Annotated in this window: 20 protein-coding genes; 10 read left to right on the forward strand and 10 right to left on the reverse strand. The window is 60.3% G+C overall.

The window, feature by feature from the left end:
* Positions 1-3 precede the first annotated feature (3 nt).
* The 3 genes from lpoB to IB246_RS06235 are packed head-to-tail and all read right to left on the reverse strand — an operon-like array spanning position 4 to position 2,379.
* Positions 4-594 (reverse strand): penicillin-binding protein activator LpoB, encoded by a 591-nt coding sequence (gene lpoB / locus IB246_RS06225; RefSeq protein WP_008040656.1) that lies wholly within the window; start codon positions 592-594, stop codon positions 4-6.
* 33 nt (positions 595-627) lie between these two features.
* Complete coding sequence (locus IB246_RS06230; protein ID WP_008040661.1) at positions 628-978, reverse strand: YcfL family protein; 351 nt, start codon at positions 976-978, stop codon at positions 628-630.
* Positions 979-993: 15 nt separating this feature from the next.
* The gene (locus IB246_RS06235; protein WP_008040662.1) at positions 994-2,379 is read right to left on the reverse strand and encodes a COG3014 family protein; all 1,386 of its coding nucleotides are present in this window, start codon (positions 2,377-2,379) and stop codon (positions 994-996) included.
* A 317-nt stretch (positions 2,380-2,696) separates the two neighbouring features.
* On the opposite strand from IB246_RS06235, the gene IB246_RS06240 reads away from it, so the two are divergent.
* Positions 2,697-4,595, forward strand: a complete 1,899-nt coding sequence (locus tag IB246_RS06240; RefSeq protein WP_008040664.1) for a cytochrome c/FTR1 family iron permease — start codon at positions 2,697-2,699, stop codon at positions 4,593-4,595.
* Positions 4,596-4,735: 140 nt separating this feature from the next.
* Complete coding sequence (locus tag IB246_RS06245) at positions 4,736-5,191, forward strand: YaiI/YqxD family protein (protein WP_008040671.1); 456 nt, start codon at positions 4,736-4,738, stop codon at positions 5,189-5,191.
* A 129-nt stretch (positions 5,192-5,320) separates the two neighbouring features.
* Here the strand turns inward: IB246_RS06245 and elbB are convergent, their stop codons facing one another.
* A complete protein-coding gene (gene elbB / locus IB246_RS06250; protein ID WP_008024305.1) occupies positions 5,321-5,989 on the reverse strand; it encodes an isoprenoid biosynthesis glyoxalase ElbB in 669 nt (222 codons plus the stop codon).
* Between the two features lie 115 nt (positions 5,990-6,104).
* Between elbB and IB246_RS06255 the strand changes: the two genes are divergently transcribed.
* Positions 6,105-7,340, forward strand: a complete 1,236-nt coding sequence (locus tag IB246_RS06255; RefSeq protein WP_008040673.1) for a sterol desaturase family protein — start codon at positions 6,105-6,107, stop codon at positions 7,338-7,340.
* On the opposite strand, the gene IB246_RS06260 is transcribed toward IB246_RS06255, so the two are convergent.
* The gene (locus IB246_RS06260; protein WP_008040674.1) at positions 7,321-7,953 is read right to left on the reverse strand and encodes a DedA family protein; all 633 of its coding nucleotides are present in this window, start codon (positions 7,951-7,953) and stop codon (positions 7,321-7,323) included. The genes IB246_RS06255 and IB246_RS06260 overlap by 20 nt on opposite strands.
* 208 nt (positions 7,954-8,161) lie before the next feature.
* Here IB246_RS06260 and hemB point away from each other — a divergent pair, with 208 nt between their 5' ends.
* Together hemB and ppk1 are read left to right on the forward strand one after the other, a co-directional pair.
* Entirely contained in the window at positions 8,162-9,175 is a 1,014-nt protein-coding gene (hemB, locus tag IB246_RS06265; protein WP_008024300.1) for a porphobilinogen synthase, read from the forward strand.
* An 18-nt stretch (positions 9,176-9,193) separates the two neighbouring features.
* Entirely contained in the window at positions 9,194-11,416 is a 2,223-nt protein-coding gene (ppk1, locus tag IB246_RS06270) for a polyphosphate kinase 1 (RefSeq protein ID WP_008040675.1), read from the forward strand.
* 192 nt (positions 11,417-11,608) lie between these two features.
* On the opposite strand, the gene ppx is transcribed toward ppk1, so the two are convergent.
* The 5 genes from ppx to IB246_RS06295 form a co-directional block, all read right to left on the reverse strand.
* Positions 11,609-13,111: an exopolyphosphatase gene (gene ppx, locus IB246_RS06275; protein WP_008024297.1), complete on the reverse strand. Its 1,503-nt coding sequence runs from the start codon at positions 13,109-13,111 to the stop codon at positions 11,609-11,611.
* Positions 13,112-13,344: 233 nt separating this feature from the next.
* A complete protein-coding gene (locus IB246_RS06280; RefSeq protein ID WP_008040676.1) occupies positions 13,345-14,082 on the reverse strand; it encodes an amino acid ABC transporter ATP-binding protein in 738 nt (245 codons plus the stop codon).
* Positions 14,069-14,719: an amino acid ABC transporter permease gene (locus IB246_RS06285; RefSeq protein ID WP_008024293.1), complete on the reverse strand. Its 651-nt coding sequence runs from the start codon at positions 14,717-14,719 to the stop codon at positions 14,069-14,071. The genes IB246_RS06280 and IB246_RS06285 overlap by 14 nt, the downstream gene beginning before the upstream one ends.
* Positions 14,716-15,384, reverse strand: coding sequence for an amino acid ABC transporter permease (locus tag IB246_RS06290; RefSeq protein WP_008024292.1), 669 nt, complete (start codon positions 15,382-15,384; stop codon positions 14,716-14,718). The genes IB246_RS06285 and IB246_RS06290 overlap by 4 nt, the downstream gene beginning before the upstream one ends.
* Positions 15,385-15,405: 21 nt before the next feature.
* Positions 15,406-16,191 (reverse strand): transporter substrate-binding domain-containing protein, encoded by a 786-nt coding sequence (locus IB246_RS06295; protein WP_008024289.1) that lies wholly within the window; start codon positions 16,189-16,191, stop codon positions 15,406-15,408.
* 255 nt (positions 16,192-16,446) lie between these two features.
* Here IB246_RS06295 and IB246_RS06300 point away from each other — a divergent pair, with 255 nt between their 5' ends.
* The 5 genes from IB246_RS06300 to IB246_RS06320 all read left to right on the forward strand — a co-directional run bounded on the left by IB246_RS06300 (position 16,447) and on the right by IB246_RS06320 (position 21,689).
* Positions 16,447-17,154, forward strand: a complete 708-nt coding sequence (locus tag IB246_RS06300) for a FadR/GntR family transcriptional regulator (protein WP_008040677.1) — start codon at positions 16,447-16,449, stop codon at positions 17,152-17,154.
* A gap of 120 nt (positions 17,155-17,274) precedes the next feature.
* Positions 17,275-17,604 (forward strand): thioredoxin TrxA, encoded by a 330-nt coding sequence (gene trxA, locus IB246_RS06305; protein WP_003206727.1) that lies wholly within the window; start codon positions 17,275-17,277, stop codon positions 17,602-17,604.
* A 250-nt stretch (positions 17,605-17,854) separates the two neighbouring features.
* On the forward strand, positions 17,855-19,114 hold the full coding sequence (gene rho, locus IB246_RS06310; protein ID WP_007942421.1) for a transcription termination factor Rho: 1,260 nt from the start codon (positions 17,855-17,857) through the stop codon (positions 19,112-19,114).
* A 140-nt stretch (positions 19,115-19,254) separates the two neighbouring features.
* Positions 19,255-20,721 (forward strand): 4-hydroxy-3-polyprenylbenzoate decarboxylase, encoded by a 1,467-nt coding sequence (gene ubiD / locus IB246_RS06315; RefSeq protein ID WP_008040678.1) that lies wholly within the window; start codon positions 19,255-19,257, stop codon positions 20,719-20,721.
* Positions 20,721-21,689 carry a CDP-6-deoxy-delta-3,4-glucoseen reductase gene (locus IB246_RS06320; RefSeq protein ID WP_008040685.1) on the forward strand — a complete coding sequence of 323 codons (969 nt, stop codon included), beginning with the start codon at positions 20,721-20,723 and terminating at the stop codon, positions 21,687-21,689. The genes ubiD and IB246_RS06320 overlap by 1 nt, the downstream gene beginning before the upstream one ends.
* Positions 21,690-21,764 lie beyond the last annotated feature (75 nt).

Consider the following 21,764-nt stretch of genomic DNA (forward strand, 5'->3'; position numbering starts at 1 on the left):
TGATTAATGCTCCGTAGTTTTTCGGATCTCTTTTTCGTCCATCCACTCGGCCAGACCGCTTTCAACGTCGATCAATTGCAGGCTGAATTTGTAGAAGACGTCCTTGTACTCGCTGCTGCGCTTGACGATCGAGCTGATCGAACCTTCAAGGCGGTATTTGGCGGCGATCATGTTGCCGATCTTGGACACGGTGGCTTTCTTGTACAGACCGCTCTGGTTTTGCAGCTGGATCTGATCAACCTGGTTCTGCATGTCGGCGTTGTCGCTGGAGAAGCGTGCCGTGCCCGATTTCATCAGTTGGGTCTTGATGGTGGTGGTGATTTCACGGGTGTCGATGTATTCGCTGGTCTTGTTCTTCACGTCGTAGACCTGGACCACCGGGCGTCCACGCAGAATGCCGGACTGGGCGAGAGAGCGGGTCATGGACTCGGCGATGATCTGCAGGTCGGTGGAGCTGAACTCGTTGGTGATGGTTTCCACAGCCTTGGTGTCGCCATAGCTGGTGTTCTTGCTGCCCAGGGTCGGTGGGTGGTTGCTGGCGCAACCACTGGCCAGGAGGGCGATAGCGGCAATCATCGAAAAGCGTACAAACATGGGAATGCTCTCTGAAGCTGAACGAATAGGGTGTTAAGGCGTATTGATTTCCAGGCGGAAATCCACGGCCTTGGGGGTGGGCGCTATGGCCTGAATGTAGCGGGTCTGCTCGCCGTACATCATCTGGCTCTTCCAGGTTTCTTCTTCGGCAACCGGGAAGCCATCAGGGTCGAGCCAGGCAAAGCGGTAGTAGAAGGTCTTGTTGTCGGAGCTGGTGTTGCTCAGCTGTGTATTGACCGTAATGAAGCCGTTTTCCCGGGCGACACGCATGGCGTCGACCTCAATGTCCCTTAGCTTGCCCAAGGCCACGACCTTGCTGGCGGCTGTTGTGGCGCAACCGGCCAACAAGGCCAGGATGACGACAGCGATGAGTTTGAAGCGCATGGGAAGACTCCGTAATTAAAGTTGTTTGAAGCTGGCCACGGCTGTCGGGCTGGCGCTCGGGGGCGCGTGAACGGCCAGGCCGCTGGCGAAGACCTGGTTGCCCACGGCGCGCAGGCTGATGACTTGATAGCGCTGGTCAACGGTGATCTTGAGCACCGTCGTTCCAACCGCGACCTGGTGCTCGCCTTTCTTCAGGCGCAGGCGCACGACATGGGTGTTGTCCGGCAGGGTGCGCCACGTACGGGTATCGGCACCTTCGAGCACGGTTGAACTGTAACCGACTGCCATGCCCGCCAGCTGGCTGACTTGTTTGATCTTTTCCTGCGCCACGCCACGGGTAGCTGCACGAACAGTGGTGCGCACAATGATGCCCGGCATGTCGTCACGCAGTGCGCGGCGGGACATGGTGGTAATGCTGTTGAGTTGCGTCAGGGGGAGTTGCTGACCGTCCACGCCAATCTGGGTGAGCGGGGCGGTGGAGGTATCTGGCTTGATGACCGGGAAGGACAGCGGAGCGATCACCACGCCGTTGCTGATCGGCAGAGTCAGTGGCAAGCGGATCGAACCCCGGGCCGGCGCCAGCCCGCTTTGCACGACGATCAGGATGTCGCTGTCTTCGTCCTCGGCACTTTTCTGGTCCAGATCCTTCAATGCCTGCTCCAGCAGCGGAGTGTTCGGGCGCAGTTCGGCTGCTGTGCGGTAACCCGGTGCGGCCAGGCCTTTTTCGCCCAGGGCTTCGTAGACGAAGCCGGCCAGGTAATGGCTGAAGGCACTCTGGTAGCTGTTTTTCAGCCCAACCACTTCAGGTGCGTCGAGGCTGGCGACGGGATAGCCATACAAGTCTTTTAACTCGGTCTTGATGCCTACCTTATCGGCTTCCTCTTCGCTCTTGAGGTATTCCTTGTCGCGCAGGTCGGCGATCACCGCTTCACGTTCGTGGGTTTTCTTGATCGCGATACGTGCGCCGTCGAAGTCGTTGACGGCCAGCAGATTCAGGGCCATTTGCGTGGTCAGCATGACTTTTTCGTAGTCGTAGCCTTCGTAGCGGCGGACCTTGTCGTTCACCAGGAAGCTGCCGAACTGAGCGAGGTACTTGCCGGCATCGAGTTTGACCGACTCTTCCCATTGACCGACCACGACATCGGCGCTGTTCCAGGCGTTCTGGCTGCCGGACAGATCGCCCTTGGCGCGCAGCAGTTCACCCTTCTCGAAGTAGTAGAGGAGGTCCTTGTCTGCACCGAAGTTGTTCTTTTCCAGCAGGGTCAGCGCCGCATCGATATTGCCGGAAGCCAGCTGCATGTTGGTTTGTGCGAGCTCCGAGTCGTAGTTGCGAAACACCGAACAGCCGGAGAGGAGCGTGACAGCGCTGACCGCAATCACTGCAAGGGCGCGGGAGGCCATAGGTACTTCTTCCGTGAATGGTGATCAGCCGCGCTTGCTGGTCGGGCTTTTTGGACCTATCGGCGCAGACGGGCGTCCTGCCAATTCCTCATAAGCAGAGGAGCTTTGAGTGCCATATCGATCAATTGAAGGCTCGTCATTATAGACAGGGAAGGTGGCGCAGTAATGGCTTTTTGATTGCTGCTAAACATAAAGATGCCATCATCTGGAAAAAGCACCAATCGAGGTCTGCGACGGCGTTTCAGACAACAAAGCTTGAGCGAAACTCATTCGAAGTGAACAATGTGTTACTTCGTATTTCCAATTGAGATTCATTCATGACTGCCCCGTCCCGTTTCTTGGCCTGGCTGGTATTGCCGCTGTTTGCCTTGTGCAGTTCCAATCTGCTGGCCGACACCGTAGAAGGTGCGCCGCAAGCGCTGCATTTGCTTGATTACATCGGCGCCGATTACCCGGAGTCGGTCGAGTCCGGCAAAGTCATCAATGAGTCTGAATACCGCGAGCAGCTGGAATTCAGCAAGGTGCTGCAAGGCCTGATCGCCGGCCTGCCGGCCAAGCCGGAAAAAGCGGTGCTGGAGCAGGGTGTCAGCACACTGCGCAAATCCATCGCTGCGCGGCAGGACGGCTCGGACGTTTCCCGTCAGGCACGGCAGCTCGGTGCGAAGCTGGCGGTGGCCTATGAGGTCAGTCAGGCGCCGATCATTACACCGGATCCAGCCCGTGGTGCGTCGATGTACACCCAGCATTGCTCGGTCTGTCATGGCGATGCGGGGGCCGGTGATGGCCCAGCCGGTGTCGGCCTGACGCCGCCGCCAGCCAATCTGCGCGATGCCGCGCGGTTGGATCGCCTGAGCCTGTACGCGATCTACAACACCTTGGGGATGGGTGTCGAAGGCACTGACATGCCGGCCTTCGCCGACCAGCTGGACGATCGTCAGCGCTGGGACCTGGCGACCTACATCGCCGGTTTCAGTGCCGATCCGGCCGCAGCCGCATCTGAAAAGACCTACAACATCGCCGACTTGGCCCGTCAGACCCCAGCCGAAGTGCTGGCTGGCGAAGGCCCGCAAGCGGCAGCGACTTTCCGTGCGCAGCGTGCGCAACCGCCGCAGGTCAAGCGTGGCCCGGCGCAGTTGCTCGACTACACCGCTGCAACGCTGGACAAAAGTATCGCGGCCTATCGTGCCGGCGATCACGACCAAGCCTATGACTTGTCGGTGGCGGCGTACCTGGAAGGTTTCGAACTGGTCGAAAGCTCGCTGGACAACGTCGACGCCAACGTGCGCAAGGACACCGAAAAATCGCTGATGGCGTACCGTCAGTCGTTGCAGGACGGTTTGCCGGTGGCCCAGGCCCAAGAGCGTCTGGAGGCGGCCAAAGCCAAGTTGAAAGAGTCTGCCGGCCTGTTGGGCAGTGATGGCCTGAGTTGGTCCTTGAGTTACATCTCCGGGCTGCTGATTCTGCTGCGCGAAGGTCTGGAAGCGATTTTGGTGCTGGCGGCGATCCTTGCCTTCCTGCGTAACACCGGCCAGCAATCGGCGGTGCGCAGCGTCAACGTTGGTTGGGGCCTGGCGTTGCTGGCCGGTCTGGCGACCTGGGCACTGGCGGCGTACGTGATTGATGTCAGCGGCTCGCAGCGTGAATTGCTGGAAGGTGCGACAGCGTTGTTCGCCGCGGTCATGGTGCTCTGGCTCGGCGTGTGGATGCACGACCGTCGCCACGCGGCGGCCTGGCAGGATTACATCAAGAGCAGCCTGGTGGGCGGCGGTGGCCGTTTCGGTTTTGCGACACTGGCGTTTTTCTCGGTGTACCGCGAACTGTTCGAAGTGATTCTGTTCTACGAAACCCTGTGGTTGCAGGCGGGGCCGGCGGGGCATAACGCGGTGTTGGCGGGGGGGGCGACGGCGCTGGTGCTGTTGGTTGGCCTGGCGTGGGTGATCCTGCGGGGCTCGGCGAAACTGCCGCTGTCGCTGTTCTTCAGTATCAACGCCGGGTTGTTGTGCGCGTTGTCGGTGGTGTTTGCCGGTCATGGCGTGAAGGCGTTGCAGGAAGCCGGGATCTTCGGCACACGGCCGGTGCCGTTCTTTGACTTCGACTGGCTGGGTATTCACGCAGATGCGTATTCGTTGAGTGCGCAGGCGGTGGCGATCATTGCGATCATTGTGTTGTATGGGCGTAGCTGGGTGGCGGAGAAGCGGCGGGTACCGGTTTCCTGACAGCATTCGCTGCGCTCACATTCGCGGGCAAGTCGGGTCGCCGCACCGCTCGCTCCTACAGGTTATACGCGCGCACAAAAAACGTGCGAATCCTGTAGGAGCGAGGCTTGCCCGCGAAGCTTTTAACGGAGGAAAACACAATGCGCGTGTGGATCGATGCCGACGCTTGCCCCCGGGCGGCGAAGGATCTGGTAGTGAAGTTCGCCCTCAAGCGTCAGTTCGACGTGGTGCTGGTGGCCGGGCAGCCGCAGATCAAACCGGGGCTGGCGCTGGTGAAGTTGATCGTGGTGCCGAGCGGGCCGGATGCGGCGGACGACTATCTGGTGGAACACGCGGTGCCCGGTGAGCTGGTGATCTGCAGCGATGTGCCGCTGGCGGACCGCTTGGTGAAGAAAGGCGTGGCGGCGCTGGACCCGCGAGGCAAGGAGTTCGACGCGCAGAACATGGGTGATCGGTTGGCGGTGCGCAACCTGTTCACCGACTTGCGTGAACAGGGGCAGATGAGCGGCGGGCCGGCGCCGTTTGGCGAGCGCGAGAAGCAGGCGTTTGCCAATGCGCTGGACCGGATCCTGACGCGGCTGACCCGCAAATCCTGAACCCTGCGTTAACCCCTGTAGGAGCTGGCTTGTCGGATCGCCGCAGCGATAGCAATCGAACAGTCAGCAAATGATGCGCTGAATGTTACGGCCTCATCGCTGGCAAGCCAGCTCCTACAGTAATCCGTGTCAGGCGTCGTTTTCGTGGGTCAGTTCGAGCACGCGGTCGACCAGTTTGTTGATGCCGGACGCTGCTTCGCTGATCGATTGCGCCAGCATGTACGCCGGTGTGCTCACCAGCTTGCGTGCTTTGTCTTCAACGATGTCAGTCACTGCGCAATCCTTGTGAGTGGCGCCCATCTTGTTCATCGCGGCGGCGGTATCGGCGTCATTGCCGATGGTGCAGGTCACGCCCGGCCCATAAATCTTCGCGGCCAGCGCCGGCGAGATGCAGATCAGCCCGACCGGTTTACCCGCTTCGGCAAACGCCTCGGTCAGGGCGAGAACATCGGGTTGCACGGTGCAGCCAGCGCCTTCGATGGCGAAGTTCGACAGGTTCTTCGCCGCGCCAAAACCACCCGGCACGATCAGCGCATCGAACTCTTCGACGTCAGCTTCGCGAATATCCTTGATGTTGCCCCGGGCGATCCGCGCCGACTCCACCAGCACATTGCGCGACTCGGGCATTTCTTCGCCGGTCAGGTGGTTGATCACGTGCAACTGCGCGATGTTGGGGGCGAAGCACTGCACCTGCGCGCCGCGCTGATCCAGTCGCAGCAAGGTAATCACGCTTTCGTGGATCTCGGCGCCGTCGTAGACGCCACAGCCGGAAAGGATCACTGCAATTTTTTTGCTCATGGGCTTTTCTCCAGATTCATGGCGTTAAATGTCCACTAATTTGTCACTCGTTGCCATAGGTTCAATTCGCGGCTACACCTAGCATCTGTCCTCAAGATTCCGATCAGGGCGCGTCATGGACTTCATTCTGTATGCGGTGCCGTTCTTCTTTGTGCTGATTGCCGTCGAGCTGCTGGCCGACCGTTGGCGCGGGGTCAGCAACTATCGGGTGGCCGACGCGATCAACAGCATCAGCACCGGCGTGCTGTCGACCACCACGGGCCTGTTGACCAAGGGCGTGGGGCTGGTGACCTATGCCTTCGCGCTCAAGCATCTGGCGCTGTTCGAACTCTCTGCCGACAGCGTCTGGGTCTGGGTGTTCGCCTTCGTTCTCTACGACTTCTGCTACTACTGGCTGCATCGCATGGGCCACGAGCGCAACATCCTCTGGGCCGCACATTCGGTGCATCACCAGAGCGAGGACTACAACCTCTCCACGGCGTTGCGCCAGACCAGTACCGGTTTCCTGTTGAGCTGGATTTTCTACCTGCCGATGGCGGTACTCGGCGTGCCGCTGCTGGTGTTTGTCAGCGTTGCCGCGCTGAACCTGCTGTATCAATTCTGGGTGCATACCCGGCACATTCCCAAGCTCGGGTGGTTCGAGTGGTTCTTCGTCACGCCATCCAACCATCGGGCCCACCATGCACAGAACGCTCTCTACATGGATCGCAACTATGGCGGGGTGTTCATTATCTGGGACCGTCTGTTTGGCTCGTTCCAGGAAGAAGACGACAACGAGCCGGTGATTTTCGGCGTGACCACGCCGCTGGCGAGCTGGAATCCGTTGTGGGCGAACGTGCAGTTTTACGCGCAGCTATGGGATGACGCGCGACGGGCTGAAAGCACGTGGGACAAGCTGCGGATCTGGTTCATGCGCACCGGTTGGCGGCCAGTGGACGTGGCGGCGAAGTACCCGATGAGCAAACCGGACTTGAGCCAGTTCCGCAAATTCGAAGTGCCGCTGGATGGGCGTCAGCAGATTTATGTGCTGTTGCAGTTCTGCGTCTACATCGCGCTGGGCAGTTACTTGATGAACTTTGAGCCGCACCTGCCGACCGCTGCGCTGGTGCTCGGCTGGAGCGCCTTGGCGCTGGGGTTGTTTACGTTGGGCGTGGCCCTGGAGAATCGCCCGTGGGCGTTGAAGCTGGAGCTGCTGCGGCTGGCGTCGAACGTGCCGCTGGTGTGGCTGGCACCGCTGGTCGGGCTGTGGCCGGCCAGCGCGGTGGGCTGGGTCGGCCTGCTGAGTTACAGCCTGCTCAGCGGAATCGGTCTCTACTGTTGCAGAAACCGTTTCACTCGCTTGGCGTCTTGACCTCGGCGGCCTTGGCCTGTTCGGCTTTCAAGGCCTGCTCTTCGGCATAGACCTGCTTGGCCAGGCGCGCATTCTTGAAGCGGCGACGCAGCCACAAGGCAAAGCCCAGCACCAGCAGGGCGCCGAGTACCCATAGCTCATACTTCTTGACGCTGCCCAGCATGCCTTCGAGCACAGCGCCGAAGTGATAGGCCGCAGCCGCCAGTGCGGCCGCCCAGATCGCGGCGCCGATCCCGTTCAGCAACAAGTAACGTCCCGGCGGATAACCCGACAGGCCGATCGCCACCGGCATCACCGTGCGCAAACCGTAGACAAAACGGAAGCTCAGCACCCAGATGTCCGGGTGCCTGCGAATGTGTTCCAGTGCCCGGTCGCCCATCATCTGCCAGCGAGGCTTGCGCGCCAGCAACTTGCGGCCGTGCTTGCGTCCCAGGAAGTACCACAGCTGGTCGCCGGCATAACTGCCGAAAAACGCCACGACCACCACGATGTTGATGTCCATGTATCCACGGAACGCGAGGAAGCCTGCGAGCACCAGGATGGTTTCGCCTTCGAAGAACGTGCCGAGAAAAAGGGCAAAGTAGCCGAAGTCATGCAGAAATTGTTGGAGCATTGTCTGGGTGCTGGCGAAATGAACGCGCAGCCTAACCCTTCGTGCACATTCATGAAAGTGTCCAAATGTGTCTCGACGTGAACATTTCCTACAAGGACAATGGAATGCGACTACGTGTCGCGGGGGTGCACACAACTGTAATACCACGGTCATAATGGCCGCTTATAACTGTCACGCTCGCCCGCCAGCGCGGGCTCAGGAGTCTGCCGTGAGCTTTACCCCCGCCAATCGCTTGTTTCCAGCCACCCGCCTGCGCCGTAACCGCCGTGATGATTTCTCGCGTCGACTGGTTCGTGAAAACGTCCTGACCGTCGATGACCTGATCCTGCCGGTGTTTGTGCTGGACGGTGAAAACCGTCGCGAAGCGGTGGCCTCGATGCCTGGCGTTGAACGCCTGACCATCGACCTGTTGCTGGAAGAAGCGGCCAAGTGGGTTGAACTGGGGATTCCAGCCGTGGCGCTGTTCCCGGTCACACCACCGGAACTCAAGTCGCTGGACGCCGCCGAAGCGTGGAACCCCGACGGCATTGCCCAGCGCGCCACTCGCGCCCTGCGTGCGCAGTTCCCTGAACTGGGTGTGATCACCGACGTCGCGCTGGACCCGTTCACCACCCACGGTCAGGACGGTATCCTCGACGAAGAAGGCTACGTGCAAAACGACATTACCGTCGACGCACTGGTCAAGCAGGCCCTGTCCCACGCCGAAGCCGGTGCTCAAGTGGTGGCCCCGTCGGACATGATGGACGGTCGCATTCAGGCGATCCGCGAAGCCCTCGAGCTGGCCGATCACGTCAACGTGCGGATCATGGCCTATTCGGCGAAGTACGCCAGCGCCTATTACGGCCCGTTCCGCGATGCGGTGGGGTCGGCGCTGAATCTGGGCAAAGCCAACAAGGCCTCCTATCAGATGGACCCGGCCAACAGCAACGAAGCCCTGCACGAAGTGGCGGCGGACTTGTCAGAAGGCGCAGACATGGTCATGGTCAAGCCAGGCATGCCGTATCTGGATATCCTTTACCGGGTCAAAGAAGAATTCAAAGTGCCGACTTTTGTTTATCAGGTCAGCGGTGAATACGCCATGCACATGGCGGCGATCCAGAATGGCTGGTTGAGCGAAGGGGTTATCCTCGAATCCCTGACCGCTTTTAAACGTGCAGGCGCTGATGGCATCCTGACTTACTTTGCCGTACGTGCTGCTCAATTGTTACGAGAGCAAAAATAGCCCTCCCAGGAACATTCGATGAATACCGAAGGACTCACTGAAGTTGCAGTACAAGAGGCTCAACCCGTGGTGGAGCCGATCGCCGAAACCCCGCCGGAGCTGGAGCCTGCTCCGCCTGCGGTAGTGGTCGAAACCGCGCCGGCGGCGCCAGCGATTGTCATTCCGGGCCTGGATGACAGCAGCCTGTACATCCATCGCGAGCTCTCGCAACTGCAGTTCAACATCCGCGTGCTGGAACAGGCGCTGGACGAGTCCTATCCGTTGCTGGAACGGCTGAAGTTCCTGCTGATTTTCTCCAGCAACCTGGATGAGTTCTTCGAAATTCGTGTGGCCGGCCTCAAGAAGCAGATCACCTTCGCCCGTGAACAGGCTGGCGCCGATGGTCTGCAACCGCACCAGGCCCTGGCCCGGATCAGTGAGCTGGTACACGGTTACGTTGACCGCCAGTACGCCATCCTCAACGACATTCTGTTGCCGGAACTGGAGAAACATCAGGTCCGCTTCATCCGTCGCCGTTACTGGACCACCAAGCTCAAAACCTGGGTCCGCCGTTATTTCCGCGACGAGATCGCGCCGATCATCACCCCGATCGGCCTCGACCCGACGCACCCGTTCCCGTTGCTGGTGAACAAGAGCCTGAACTTCATCGTCGAGCTCGAAGGTATCGATGCCTTCGGTCGCGATTCCGGTCTGGCGATCATCCCGGCCCCGCGTCTGCTGCCGCGAGTGATCAAGGTGCCGGAAGAAGTCGGCGGCCCTGGCGACAACTATGTCTTCCTGTCGTCGATGATCCACGCGCACGCCGATGACTTGTTCCAGGGCATGAAGGTCAAGGGCTGCTACCAGTTCCGCCTGACCCGAAACGCCGACCTTGCCGTCGACACCGAAGACGTGGAAGACCTGGCCCGCGCCCTGCGCGGCGAGCTGTTCTCCCGTCGCTACGGTGACGCGGTGCGTCTGGAAGTGGCCGACACGTGCCCGAAACACCTGTCCGACTACCTGCTCAAGCAGTTCAACCTGCACGAGACCGAGTTGTATCAGGTCAACGGTCCGGTCAACCTGACCCGCCTGTTCAGCATCACCGGCCTCGACAGTCAGCGCGAGCTGCAATACCTGCCGTTCACGCCGCAGATCCCGAAACTGCTGCAGAACAGCGAGAACATTTTCAGCGTGATCAGCAAGCAGGACATTCTGCTGCTGCACCCGTTCGAGTCGTTTACGCCGGTGGTCGATTTGCTGCGTCAGGCGGCGAAGGATCCGCACGTATTGGCGGTGCGTCAGACGCTGTACCGTTCCGGCGCCAACTCGGAAATCGTCGATGCGCTGGTGGATGCGGCGCGTAACGGCAAGGAAGTCACCGCGGTGATCGAATTGCGCGCGCGGTTCGACGAGGAGTCCAACCTGCAACTGGCCAGCCGTCTGCAAGCGGCCGGTGCGGTGGTGATCTACGGCGTGGTCGGCTTCAAGACCCACGCCAAGATGATGCTGATCCTGCGTCGCGAAGCTGGCGAGATTGTGCGTTACGCCCACTTGGGTACCGGCAACTACCACGCGGCCAACGCCCGTCTGTACACCGACTACAGCTTGCTGACCTCCGACGACGCCCTGTGCGAAGACGTCGGCAAATTGTTCAGCCAGCTGATCGGCATGGGTAAAACCCTGCGCATGAAGAAGCTGTTGCACGCGCCGTTCACCCTGAAGAAGGGCATGCTCGACATGATTGCCCGGGAGACTCAGTTCGCCCTCGACGGCAAACCGGCGCACATCATCGCCAAGTTCAACTCGCTGACCGATCCGAAGATCATCCGCGCGCTTTACAAGGCCAGCCAGTCCGGCGTGCGCATCGATCTGGTGGTGCGCGGCATGTGCTGCCTGCGTCCGGGCATCGCCGGGGTTTCGCACAACATCCACGTGCGCTCGATCATCGGCCGCTTCCTGGAACACACCCGGGTCTTTTACTTCCTTAACGGTGGCGAGGAGCAGATGTTCCTCTCCAGTGCCGACTGGATGGAACGCAACCTCGACAAGCGCGTCGAGACTTGCTTCCCGGTGGAAGGCAAGAAGCTGATCATGCGGGTCAAGAAAGAGCTGGAGCTTTATCTCACCGATAACACTCACAGCTGGAGCCTGCAGGCGGACGGCCGTTACGTCCGCAACACGCCGACCGGCAACCAGAACCCACGCAGTGCCCAGGCCACGTTGCTGGAGCGGTTGGGCAGCCCGATTCTGGCGGTGCGTTAACCGTCACGCGGCATAAAAAAATGGCGATCCCTGCGGATCGCCATTTTTGTTTCCACTACCACCATTCCCTGTAGGAGCCTGAGCGCGCAGACCCGTAGGAGCGAGGCTTGCCCGCGAAGGCGTCCTCGAAATCGCCTTCGCCGGCAAGCCGTGCTCCTACAGAACCGTGTACGGCGAGCGCTTTTCGGGGGGTTACCGGACGTTGAGCACGAAACCCACACGCGTCAGCCATTCAGCTTCCAGCGCAAAGTCAGCCTGAGTCAGCTGGTTGTCGTCCAGCCAGTTTTCCGGGAACAACACCTCCAGGCTGTCACCATTGGCGTGCAGCGCCACTTGAGGCATTTCCTGGGTGCCGCGGATGTGATGGAACAGGATCGCAAAGCGCAGCAGCACGCACAGGCGAATCAGCTTGATGCCTTCATCGCCAAAATCGGCAAACCGGTCCCGGGGAATATTGCGGCGGTGGCCACGCACCAGGAGCGCGAGCATCAGTTGGTCTTCGCGGGAGAACCCGGCGAGGTCCGAGTGCTCGATCAGGTATGAGCCGTGCTTGTGATACTGATAGTGAGCGATGTCCAGGCCCACTTCATGGACCTTGGCAGCCCAGCCGAGCAGTTCGCGCCAGACGCCGTCGTCCAGCTCCCAATCCTCCGCCACCTGATCGAACGCATGCAGTGCCTTGCGCTCGACCCGTGCCGCTTGCTCCAGATCGACGTGATAGCGCTCCATCAGCGAGCTGAGCGTGCGCTCACGGACGTCTTCATGATGGTGACGGCCCAACAGGTCATAGAGCACGCCTTCGCGCAGTGCGCCTTCGCAGTGGTCCATGCGTTGCAGTTCGAGGGCGTCGAAGATCGCTTCGAGAATCGCCAGGCCCGCCGGGAAAATCGCCCGGCGGTCAGGCTTGATGCCTTCGAAATCGATTTTCTCGACGTCGCCGAGCTTGATCAGCTTGCGCTTGAGCCAGGCCAGGCCTTGGGCGTTGACCTCGCCCGTACCGTGACCGCCGGCTTTCAGCGCCAGGCCGATCGCACGGATGGTGCCCGAGGAGCCGATGGCTTCATCCCAGGTCAGGCGATGCAGGGCGTGTTCGATGCTCATGATCTCCAGCCGCGCCGCCGTGTACGCCTGGGCGTAGCGGGCCGGGGTGATCTTGCCGTCCTTGAAATAACGCTGGGTGTAGCTGACGCAGCCCATTTGCAGGCTTTCGCGCAGCAGCGGCTCGAAGCGCTGGCCGATGATGAATTCGGTACTGCCGCCGCCAATGTCGGCCACCAGGCGTTTGCCCGGCGTATCGGCGAGGGTGTGGGACACGCCGAGGTAGATCAGGCGCGCTTCTTCACGACCGGAGATGACTTCCACCGGGTGGCCGAGAATTTCTTCGGCGCGGCGGATGAATTCGACGCGGTTACGAGCTTCGCGCAAGGCGTTGGTGCCCACGATCCGCACGGCGCCGGGCGGCATACCGCTGATCAGTTGGGCAAAACGCTTCAGGCAATCGAGGCCGCGCTGCATGGATTCTTCGTTGAGGTGGCGCTCTTCGTCGATGCCGGCGGCCAGCTGAACCTTCTCCCCGAGACGCTCGAGAATACGGATTTCGCCGTTCTGGGCCTTGGCCACGACCATGTGAAAGCTGTTGGAGCCCAGGTCGATTGCGGCGATCAGGGACAGATTCTTGGCTTGGGATTGCGGCATGGTCAGGGGGTCTCGGTCGATAACCTCGACATCGTGCCACGATCAAACGCTGACGCCAACGCGTACGGCGCAAAGCCTTGATCCTGAGCAGGAAAGATCAGTGATCTTACGGACGCCTTCGCGGGCAAGCCTCGCTCCTACAGGTTGGCGGTGGGTGAATGTTCCGCGAACAGCCTGAATCTGTAGGAGCGAGGCTTGCCCGCGAAGGCGACATAACAGCCACTGAAGGTCTTTCAGGCTGTCGCTTCGACCGTCCCGATAAAATTCGCCAGCTCCGCCGTCTGCGGGTTCGCGAACAGAATCTTCGGATCCCCGACCTCATGCACCTTCCCCTGATGCATGAACACCAACTTGTCCCCAACCTCCCGGGCAAAGCGCATTTCATGGGTGACCATGATCAGCGTCATACCTTCCTTGGCCAGTTGCCGAACCACGCTCAGCACCTCATTGACCAGTTCCGGGTCCAGCGCCGAAGTGATCTCATCGCACAGCAACACCTTCGGCGACATCGCCAGCGCCCGGGCAATTGCCACGCGCTGTTGCTGCCCGCCGGACAGCCGATCCGGGAACGCATCAAACTTCTCGCCCAACCCGACCCGTTCCAGCATCTCCCGCGCCAACTCCACCGCTCTGGCCTTGGGCACTTTTTGCACCACTTGCGGCGCAAGCATCACGTTTTCGCCCACCGTCAGGTGCGGGAACAGGTTGAACTGCTGAAACACCATCCCGACTTTCTGCCGCAGGCTGCGCAAATCGGCGCGCGCGGCATCGAGGTATTCGCCGTCGACTTCGATCACGCCGTCGTTGATCGACTCCAGGCCGTTCAGCGTGCGCAGCAAGGTCGATTTGCCCGAGCCGCTGCGGCCGATGATCGCCACCACCTGGCCTTCCTCGACGCTGAGGTCGATGCCTTTGAGTACATGGTGGTCGCCGTAATATTTATGCAGGGCGGAAATTCTAAGCAGAGGCATGCAGTCTCCTTTCCAGGTAGCGCGCACTGAGGGACAAGGGGTAGCAGAGCAGGAAGTAGCCGAGGGCGACGAGGCCGTAGACCATGAACGGTTCGAAGGTCGCGTTGGCGAGCATCCCGCCGGTCTTGGTCAGTTCGGTGAAGCCGATGATCGAGGTCACGGCGGTGCCTTTGACCACTTGCACCGAGAAACCCACGGTCGGCGCCACGGCGATGCGCAACGCTTGCGGCAGGATCACGTAGCGCAGTTGCTCCAGCGGGTTGAGCGCCAGGCTCGACGAAGCTTCCCACTGACCGTTGGGAATCGAATCCACGCAACCGCGCCAGATCTCCGCCAGGTAAGCGCTGGTAAACAGGGTCAGGGCAATCGCCGCCGCCATCCACGCCGAGATTTCCACCCCGGCCAGCGCCACCCCGAAAAACACCAGGAACAACTGCATCAGCAGCGGCGTGCCCTGGAACAGCTCGATGTAGGTGCGTGCAACGTTGCGCGGCAGGGCATTTTTCGAAATGCGCATGACCATGATCAGCAACCCGATCAACCCGCCGCCGATAAACGCCACCAGCGACAGCGCCAGCGTCCATTGCAGGCCTGTGAGCAAGTTGCGCACGATGTCCCAGAACGTGAAATCGCTCATTGGCTGCTCCTTGCTATGTAACGACGACCGATCCAGTTCAGCAATTGGCGGATCAGCAGCGCCATGCACAGGTAGATCAGCGTGGTCAGGGCGTAGGTTTCAAAAGCGCGGAAGTTGCGCGACTGAATGAAGTTGGCGGCAAAACTCAGCTCTTCGGTGGCGATCTGCGAACAGACCGCCGAGCCGAGCATCACGATGATGATCTGGCTGCTCAGCGCCGGCCACACCTTGCCCAGCGCTGGTAGCAGGACCACATGGCGGAAGGCTTCGAATCGGGTCATCGCCAACGCCGCTGCGGCTTCCAGTTGCCCGCGAGGGATCGCTTGAATGCCGGCGCGGATGATCTCGGTCGAATAAGCGCCGAGGTTGATCACCATCGCCAACACCGCCGCCTGCCATTCGGAAATCTGCACGCCCAGCGATGGCAAACCGAAGAAGATGAAAAACAACTGCACCAGAAACGGCGTGTTGCGGATCAACTCGACGTAAACCCCGAAGATCGCCGAGAACGGGCGGATATTCCACGCCCGCACCAGCGCGCCGACAATGCCCAGACCGACGCCGAGCACCGCACCGATGGCCGTCAGTTCCAGGGTGAACAGCGCACCGCGCACGAGCAGGTCGGTGTTTTGCACCACCGGCAGAAAGTCGAACTGATAGGCCATATCAAATCTCCCGAGCGACGATCAGAGATCGGCCGGCAGCGGCTCTTTCAGCCAGGTCTGTGAGTTTTTTTCCAGCGCGCCGTCAGTCTTGGCGGTGGCGAGGATCTGGTTGACCTTGCCCAGCAACGCCGGCTCGTTCTTGTTTACGCCGACGTAGACCGGCGAATCCTTGAGCTTCACTTTCAGCGCGGGTACGCGTTTCGGGCTTTTCTCGCTGATCGCGACCATCACCACGTTGCCGCTGGCGATCAGGTCAACCTGTCCGGCGAGGTAGGCTGCGATGGTCGAGTTGTTGTCTTCAAAGCGCTTGATGGTGACGCCTTCGGGGGCGACTTTGGTCAGTTCGATGTCTTCGATGGCGCCACGGGTGACGCTGATGGTTTTGCCCTTGAGGTCGTCCAGGCCTTTGATGGCGGCATCCGGCGGGCCGAACACCGCGAGGTAGAACGGCGCGTAGGCGCTGGAGAAGTCGATGACTTTCTCGCGCTCGGGGTTCTTGCCGAGGCTGGAGATCACCAGGTCGACCTTGCCGGTGGTCAGGAACGGGATGCGGTTGGTGCTGTTGACCGGCGTCAGTTCAAGCTTGACCTTGAGTTGGTCGGCCAGCAGTTTCGCGGTGTCGATATCGAGGCCGCGGGGTTTCATGTCCGGGCCGACCGAGCCGAATGGCGGGAAGTCCTGAGGCACGGCAACCTTGAGGACGCCGCGTTTGACCACATCCTCCAGACCGTCGGCGTGGGCGGGCACCTGGCTCAGCAGCAGGCTGGCGAACAGGGAGGCGAGGAGGGCGCTGTAACGCAGGGTCATGGCAAATCTCCGGATCGGCGAGGAATGATTTCTGCGGATCGACAGAGCACGGGCCATGCCAACATTGGGTTTTTGCCGTGCCAGGCCACGGTTTTACTGGTGTTGTTCGGTCTTACTGGTCTGAACAGTAGGTCTGTGTTTCGCACTCTGATAGCGCATCGTCGGCCATTACCGAACCCCGGTGGGGCACGACTTGCCGGGCGCCGCGAATAGCTTTAAAACTAGCCGCTCATTCGCCTGGTTCGTCCGAAAACCATGAATTCGATTTCCCGAGCTGTACCTGAAGTGGCGCTGCAAGCCATCCGCAAACTGATCGCCGAACAAGGTTTCGGGCCGGGGGATGCCTTGCCTTCGCAGCGGGATCTGGCGGTGCAATTGGGGGTCAGTCGGGCGTCGTTGCGCGAAGCGTTGTCGTCGCTGAGTGCCTTGGGCGTGATCAGTATTCAGCCAGGCAAAGGCGTTTTCGTGCAGGCGCCGGTGGACTTGCCTCGCCAGGATGCGGCGCTGAGCTGGCCGTTCGCGGCACAGGCATCGCCGCTGGATATCTTCCAGTTGCGCTACGCCCTGGAAGGTTTTGCCGCCGGGCTGGCCGCCGTGACGTTGAGCACCGATGAGCTCGATGCTTTGGAGGACAACGTCGCTGCGATGCGCACTGAATTGAAAGTTGGCGACTTCGAGGCGGCGGCGCGCCTGGACTTCGAGTTTCACCGGCGCATCCTGCTGGCCAGCGGTAATCAGGCGATGCTGAGCATCCTGACGGCCAGCGCCGACATTTTCCTGGAGAGCCAGAAGCTACCGTTCATCCGGGCCGAACGGGCCATGGAAACCTGGCACGAGCACCGCAAAATCCTCCGTGCACTGGCCCGGCGCTCGTCCGGCGCGGCGCAGAAGGCCATGCACGAACATGTGCGCAACGCTGCCCTGCGCACCGGAATTGCCTTCGTCGCTCCCGCCACATCCTGACTTGAGCTATACCCAAACTCATGCACCACCATAGTGAGACTCAATCATCTGCACCTTCCTGAACGAGGGAAGGGCGGCTATGATGGGCCACGTTTTTTTGCTTACAACCTGGAGACTTCCATGAGCAGCGATCTTATCAAACACGTTAGCGACGCTAGCTTCGAGGCCGACGTACTCAAGGCCGAAGGCGCTGTACTGGTCGACTACTGGGCTGAGTGGTGCGGCCCTTGCAAAATGATCGCTCCTGTTCTGGACGAGATTGCTGAAACCTACAAAGGCAAGCTGACCGTTGCCAAACTGAACATCGACGAAAACCAGGAAACCCCGGCCAAGCACGGCGTGCGTGGTATCCCGACCCTGATGCTGTTCAAGAACGGCAACGTTGAAGCGACCAAGGTCGGCGCACTGTCGAAGTCGCAACTGGCTGCTTTCCTCGACGCCAACATCTAAGCGTCGTTTGTAAAGTGTCCGAAAAAAGGCCCCGCATATTGCGGGGCTTTTTCGTTATTGAGGGCTAGACGCTCCGAAACTCAGGTGTTACATTCGGCCCCGCACTGGTTTCTCCACTGCCCCCTGCTAGCCGTCGCCGACGCACTCCTTTTCGAATAAGTACGCGATCCTGTCGCCTTCTCCGCGGCGCGGCCTCATTAAGCCAAAAGCTTAATTTCCCCCCCTCCATAAATGATTACGTCATTCCTATATGAATCTGACTGAACTCAAGCAAAAGCCGATTACCGAACTGCTCGAATTGGCCGAACAGATGGGCATAGAAAATATGGCCCGTTCGCGCAAGCAGGACGTGATTTTCTCCCTGCTCAAGAAGCACGCTAAAAGCGGCGAGGAAATCTCCGGTGATGGCGTGCTGGAGATTCTCCAGGACGGCTTCGGCTTCCTGCGCTCCGCTGACGCTTCCTATCTCGCCGGCCCGGACGATATCTACGTCTCGCCGAGCCAGATCCGCCGTTTCAACTTGCGCACCGGTGACACCATCGTTGGCAAGATCCGCCCTCCAAAGGAAGGCGAGCGTTATTTCGCGCTGCTCAAGGTCGACACGATCAACTACGATCGTCCTGAGAACGCGAAAAACAAGATTCTCTTCGAGAACCTGACCCCGCTGTTCCCGACTGTGCGCATGAAGATGGAAGCCGGCAACGGTTCCACCGAAGACTTGACCGGTCGTGTCATCGACCTGTGCGCCCCGATCGGTAAAGGCCAGCGCGGTCTGATCGTTGCACCGCCGAAAGCCGGTAAAACGATCATGCTGCAGAACATCGCGGCGAACATCGCACGTAACAACCCTGAAGTTCATCTGATCGTATTGCTGATCGACGAGCGTCCGGAAGAAGTAACCGAAATGCAGCGCACCGTGCGCGGCGAAGTGGTTGCCTCGACGTTCGACGAGCCGCCAACCCGCCACGTGCAGGTTGCCGAAATGGTGATCGAGAAGGCCAAGCGCCTGGTCGAACACAAAAAAGACGTGGTGATCCTGCTCGACTCCATCACCCGTCTGGCTCGCGCCTACAACACCGTGATCCCGAGCTCCGGCAAAGTGCTCACCGGTGGTGTCGATGCTCACGCCCTGGAGAAACCGAAACGTTTCTTCGGCGCCGCGCGGAACATCGAAGAAGGCGGTTCGCTGACCATCATCGCCACCGCGCTGGTTGAAACCGGCTCGAAGATGGACGAAGTGATCTACGAAGAATTCAAAGGCACGGGCAACATGGAACTGCCGCTGGATCGTCGTATCGCTGAAAAACGCGTCTTCCCGGCCATCAACATCAACCGTTCCGGCACCCGCCGCGAAGAGTTGCTGACGGCCGACGACGAGTTGCAGCGCATGTGGATCCTGCGCAAGTTGCTGCACCCGATGGACGAGATCGCTGCCATCGAGTTCCTGGTCGACAAGCTGAAAACGACCAAGACCAACGATGAGTTCTTCCTGTCGATGAAACGCAAGTAAGTCGATAGACCAGCAAAAGCCGGGGAAACCCGGCTTTTTGCTATCTGATTTTTGATGAACGGCACTTCGTTGTTCTGAACAGAGGGGTTCGGCGCTAAACTGCCAGCCCCCGAACGCCACGGCCAACACGAGGCTCACGCATGCAGTATCGCGACTTGCGCGACTTTATCAGCGGCCTGGAACAGCGCGGCGAACTCAAGCGCATCCAGGTTCCGGTGTCCCCGGTGCTCGAAATGACCGAGGTCTGTGACCGCACCTTGCGTGCCAAAGGTCCGGCCCTGCTTTTCGAGAACCCGACGGGCTATGACATTCCCGTCCTCGGCAATCTGTTCGGCACCCCCGAGCGTGTTGCGCTGGGCATGGGCGCAGAAGCGGTGAGCGAACTGCGCGAGATCGGCAAGCTGCTGGCGTTCCTCAAGGAACCCGAGCCGCCGAAAGGCCTGAAGGACGCTTGGTCGAAGCTGCCGATCTTCCGCAAGATCATCTCCATGGCACCCAAAGTCGTCAAAGACGCGGTGTGCCAGGAAGTGGTCATCGAGGGCGACGACGTCGACCTCGCGATGCTGCCGGTGCAGACCTGCTGGCCGGGCGACGTCGGCCCGCTGATCACCTGGGGGCTGACCGTCACTAAAGGCCCGAACAAGGACCGGCAGAATCTCGGCATCTACCGCCAGCAAGTGATCGGCCGCAACAAGGTCATCATGCGTTGGCTCAGCCACCGTGGCGGTGCGCTGGATTACCGCGAGTGGTGCGAGAAGCATCCGGGCCAGCCGTTCCCGGTGTCCGTGGCGCTCGGCGCTGACCCGGCGACCATCCTCGGCGCTGTGACGCCTGTGCCGGACAGCCTTTCCGAATACGCTTTCGCCGGTTTGCTGCGTGGTAATCGCACCGAACTGGTGAAGTGCCGCGGCAACGATCTGCAAGTGCCGGCCACCGCCGAGATCATCCTTGAAGGCGTGATCCATCCGGGCGAAATGGCCGACGAAGGTCCGTACGGCGACCACACCGGTTATTACAACGAAGTCGACAGCTTCCCGGTGTTTACCGTCGAGCGCATTACCCACCGGATCAAACCGATCTACCACAGCACCTACACCGGTCGTCCGCCGGATGAGCCGGCGATTCTCGGTGTCGCGCTGAACGAAGTGTTCGTGCCGATCCTGCAGAAGCAGTTCCCGGAAATCACCGACTTCTACCTGCCGCCCGAAGGCTGCTCGTACCGCATGGCCATCGTGACCATGAAGAAGTCGTATCCCGGTCATGCCAAGCGGGTAATGCTCGGTGTCTGGTCGTTTTTGCGACAGTTCATGTACACCAAGTTCGTTATCGTCACTGACGACGATATCAACGCACGGGACTGGAACGACGTGATCTGGGCCATCACCACGCGCATGGACCCCAAGCGCGACACAGTGATGATCGACAACACGCCGATCGACTACCTCGACTTTGCCTCGCCGGTGTCCGGCCTGGGTTCGAAAATGGGACTCGATGCCACGCATAAATGGCCCGGTGAAACCACACGCGAGTGGGGCCGGGTAATCGTCAAGGATGAAGCCGTCACCCAACGGATCGATGCCATCTGGAATCAGTTAGGAATAGATTGATGCGTGTAACTTTGCAGCCCTCCGGAGCAGTGCTAGAGATACTGCCCGGCGAGCGGATTCTCGATGGCGCACGCCGCCTGGGCTATGAATGCCCGCAAAGCTGTCGCAACGGCAATTGCCATGTGTGCGCCGCGCTGCTGGTGGAAGGACGAGTCGAGCAGGCCGGTGGTGTGCGCGACCATGGCGAGTTCTACACTTGCATAGCAGAGCCGCTGGAAGACTGCATTGTGCTGTGGGATGGCGTGCTCGCGCTGGGAGAATTGCCGGTGCGCAGCGTCTCGTGTCAGGTCATTGAGTGCAAGGATGTCGGCGGCGATACCTGGCGCGTGAGCTTTCGCGCGCCGGCCGGTAAGCCACCGCGTTATCACGCTGGTCAGTATTTGATGATCGAGCGTGAGAACGGCGAAAAATCCGCATTTTCCCTGGCCTCGGCACCGCATGCGGGGCGTGATCTGCAAATTCACGTACTGGCGCGCGAAAGCAGTGCGCTGAGCCTGATCGAGCAACTGCAACGCAATCCGATGGTGCGGATCGAAATGCCCTTCGGCGATACCCATCTGGCAGAGTTGCCGGACGGTCCGCTGGTGCTGATCGCTGCGGGCACCGGCATGGGCCAGATCCATAGCCTGATCGAACATTGCCGGGCGTCGGGCTTCAAGCATCCGGTACACCTGTACTGGGGCGTGCGCCGCCCTGAAGACTTTTATGAGATTGAGCATTGGGACGAATGGCAGAAACTGCCGAATCTGTTCCTGCATAAAGTCGTCAGCGATCAATGTGGCTGGAAGGGGCGCTGCGGGATGTTGCATGAGGCGGTGTGCGAAGATTTTCCGGATCTGAAAGCGCTGCATGTATACGCCAGCGGCTCACCGGCGATGGTCTACGGGACGCTGGACGCGTTGGTCAACGCCGGGATGGATGCCCATCAGATGCGCGCCGATGTGTTTGCCTACGCACCCAGAGGATGACGCTTCCCCTGTAGGAGCGAGCCTGCTCGTGATGGCGGTCAACGATAACGCGCTGCAGCATCATGAACGCGTTGT

Source organism: Pseudomonas sp. PDM01, from assembly GCF_014852325.1.
GTDB lineage: Bacteria > Pseudomonadota > Gammaproteobacteria > Pseudomonadales > Pseudomonadaceae > Aquipseudomonas > Aquipseudomonas migulae.

Excerpts from the sequence above, each read along its gene's own strand:
- lpoB (WP_008040656.1), bottom strand. The coding sequence starts at position 594 with ATGTTTGTACGCTTTTCGATGATTGCCGCTATCGCCCTCCTGGCCAGT.
- IB246_RS06230 (WP_008040661.1), bottom strand. The coding sequence starts at position 978 with ATGCGCTTCAAACTCATCGCTGTCGTCATCCTGGCCTTGTTGGCCGGT.
- IB246_RS06235 (WP_008040662.1), bottom strand. The coding sequence starts at position 2,379 with ATGGCCTCCCGCGCCCTTGCAGTGATTGCGGTCAGCGCTGTCACGCTC.
- IB246_RS06240 (WP_008040664.1), top strand. The coding sequence starts at position 2,697 with ATGACTGCCCCGTCCCGTTTCTTGGCCTGGCTGGTATTGCCGCTGTTT.
- IB246_RS06245 (WP_008040671.1), top strand. The coding sequence starts at position 4,736 with ATGCGCGTGTGGATCGATGCCGACGCTTGCCCCCGGGCGGCGAAGGAT.
- elbB (WP_008024305.1), bottom strand. The coding sequence starts at position 5,989 with ATGAGCAAAAAAATTGCAGTGATCCTTTCCGGCTGTGGCGTCTACGAC.
- IB246_RS06255 (WP_008040673.1), top strand. The coding sequence starts at position 6,105 with ATGGACTTCATTCTGTATGCGGTGCCGTTCTTCTTTGTGCTGATTGCC.
- IB246_RS06260 (WP_008040674.1), bottom strand. The coding sequence starts at position 7,953 with ATGCTCCAACAATTTCTGCATGACTTCGGCTACTTTGCCCTTTTTCTC.
- ppk1 (WP_008040675.1), top strand. The coding sequence starts at position 9,194 with ATGAATACCGAAGGACTCACTGAAGTTGCAGTACAAGAGGCTCAACCC.
- ppx (WP_008024297.1), bottom strand. The coding sequence starts at position 13,111 with ATGCCGCAATCCCAAGCCAAGAATCTGTCCCTGATCGCCGCAATCGAC.
- IB246_RS06280 (WP_008040676.1), bottom strand. The coding sequence starts at position 14,082 with ATGCCTCTGCTTAGAATTTCCGCCCTGCATAAATATTACGGCGACCAC.
- IB246_RS06285 (WP_008024293.1), bottom strand. The coding sequence starts at position 14,719 with ATGAGCGATTTCACGTTCTGGGACATCGTGCGCAACTTGCTCACAGGC.
- IB246_RS06290 (WP_008024292.1), bottom strand. The coding sequence starts at position 15,384 with ATGGCCTATCAGTTCGACTTTCTGCCGGTGGTGCAAAACACCGACCTG.
- IB246_RS06295 (WP_008024289.1), bottom strand. The coding sequence starts at position 16,191 with ATGACCCTGCGTTACAGCGCCCTCCTCGCCTCCCTGTTCGCCAGCCTG.
- IB246_RS06300 (WP_008040677.1), top strand. The coding sequence starts at position 16,447 with ATGAATTCGATTTCCCGAGCTGTACCTGAAGTGGCGCTGCAAGCCATC.
- trxA (WP_003206727.1), top strand. The coding sequence starts at position 17,275 with ATGAGCAGCGATCTTATCAAACACGTTAGCGACGCTAGCTTCGAGGCC.
- rho (WP_007942421.1), top strand. The coding sequence starts at position 17,855 with ATGAATCTGACTGAACTCAAGCAAAAGCCGATTACCGAACTGCTCGAA.
- ubiD (WP_008040678.1), top strand. The coding sequence starts at position 19,255 with ATGCAGTATCGCGACTTGCGCGACTTTATCAGCGGCCTGGAACAGCGC.
- IB246_RS06320 (WP_008040685.1), top strand. The coding sequence starts at position 20,721 with ATGCGTGTAACTTTGCAGCCCTCCGGAGCAGTGCTAGAGATACTGCCC.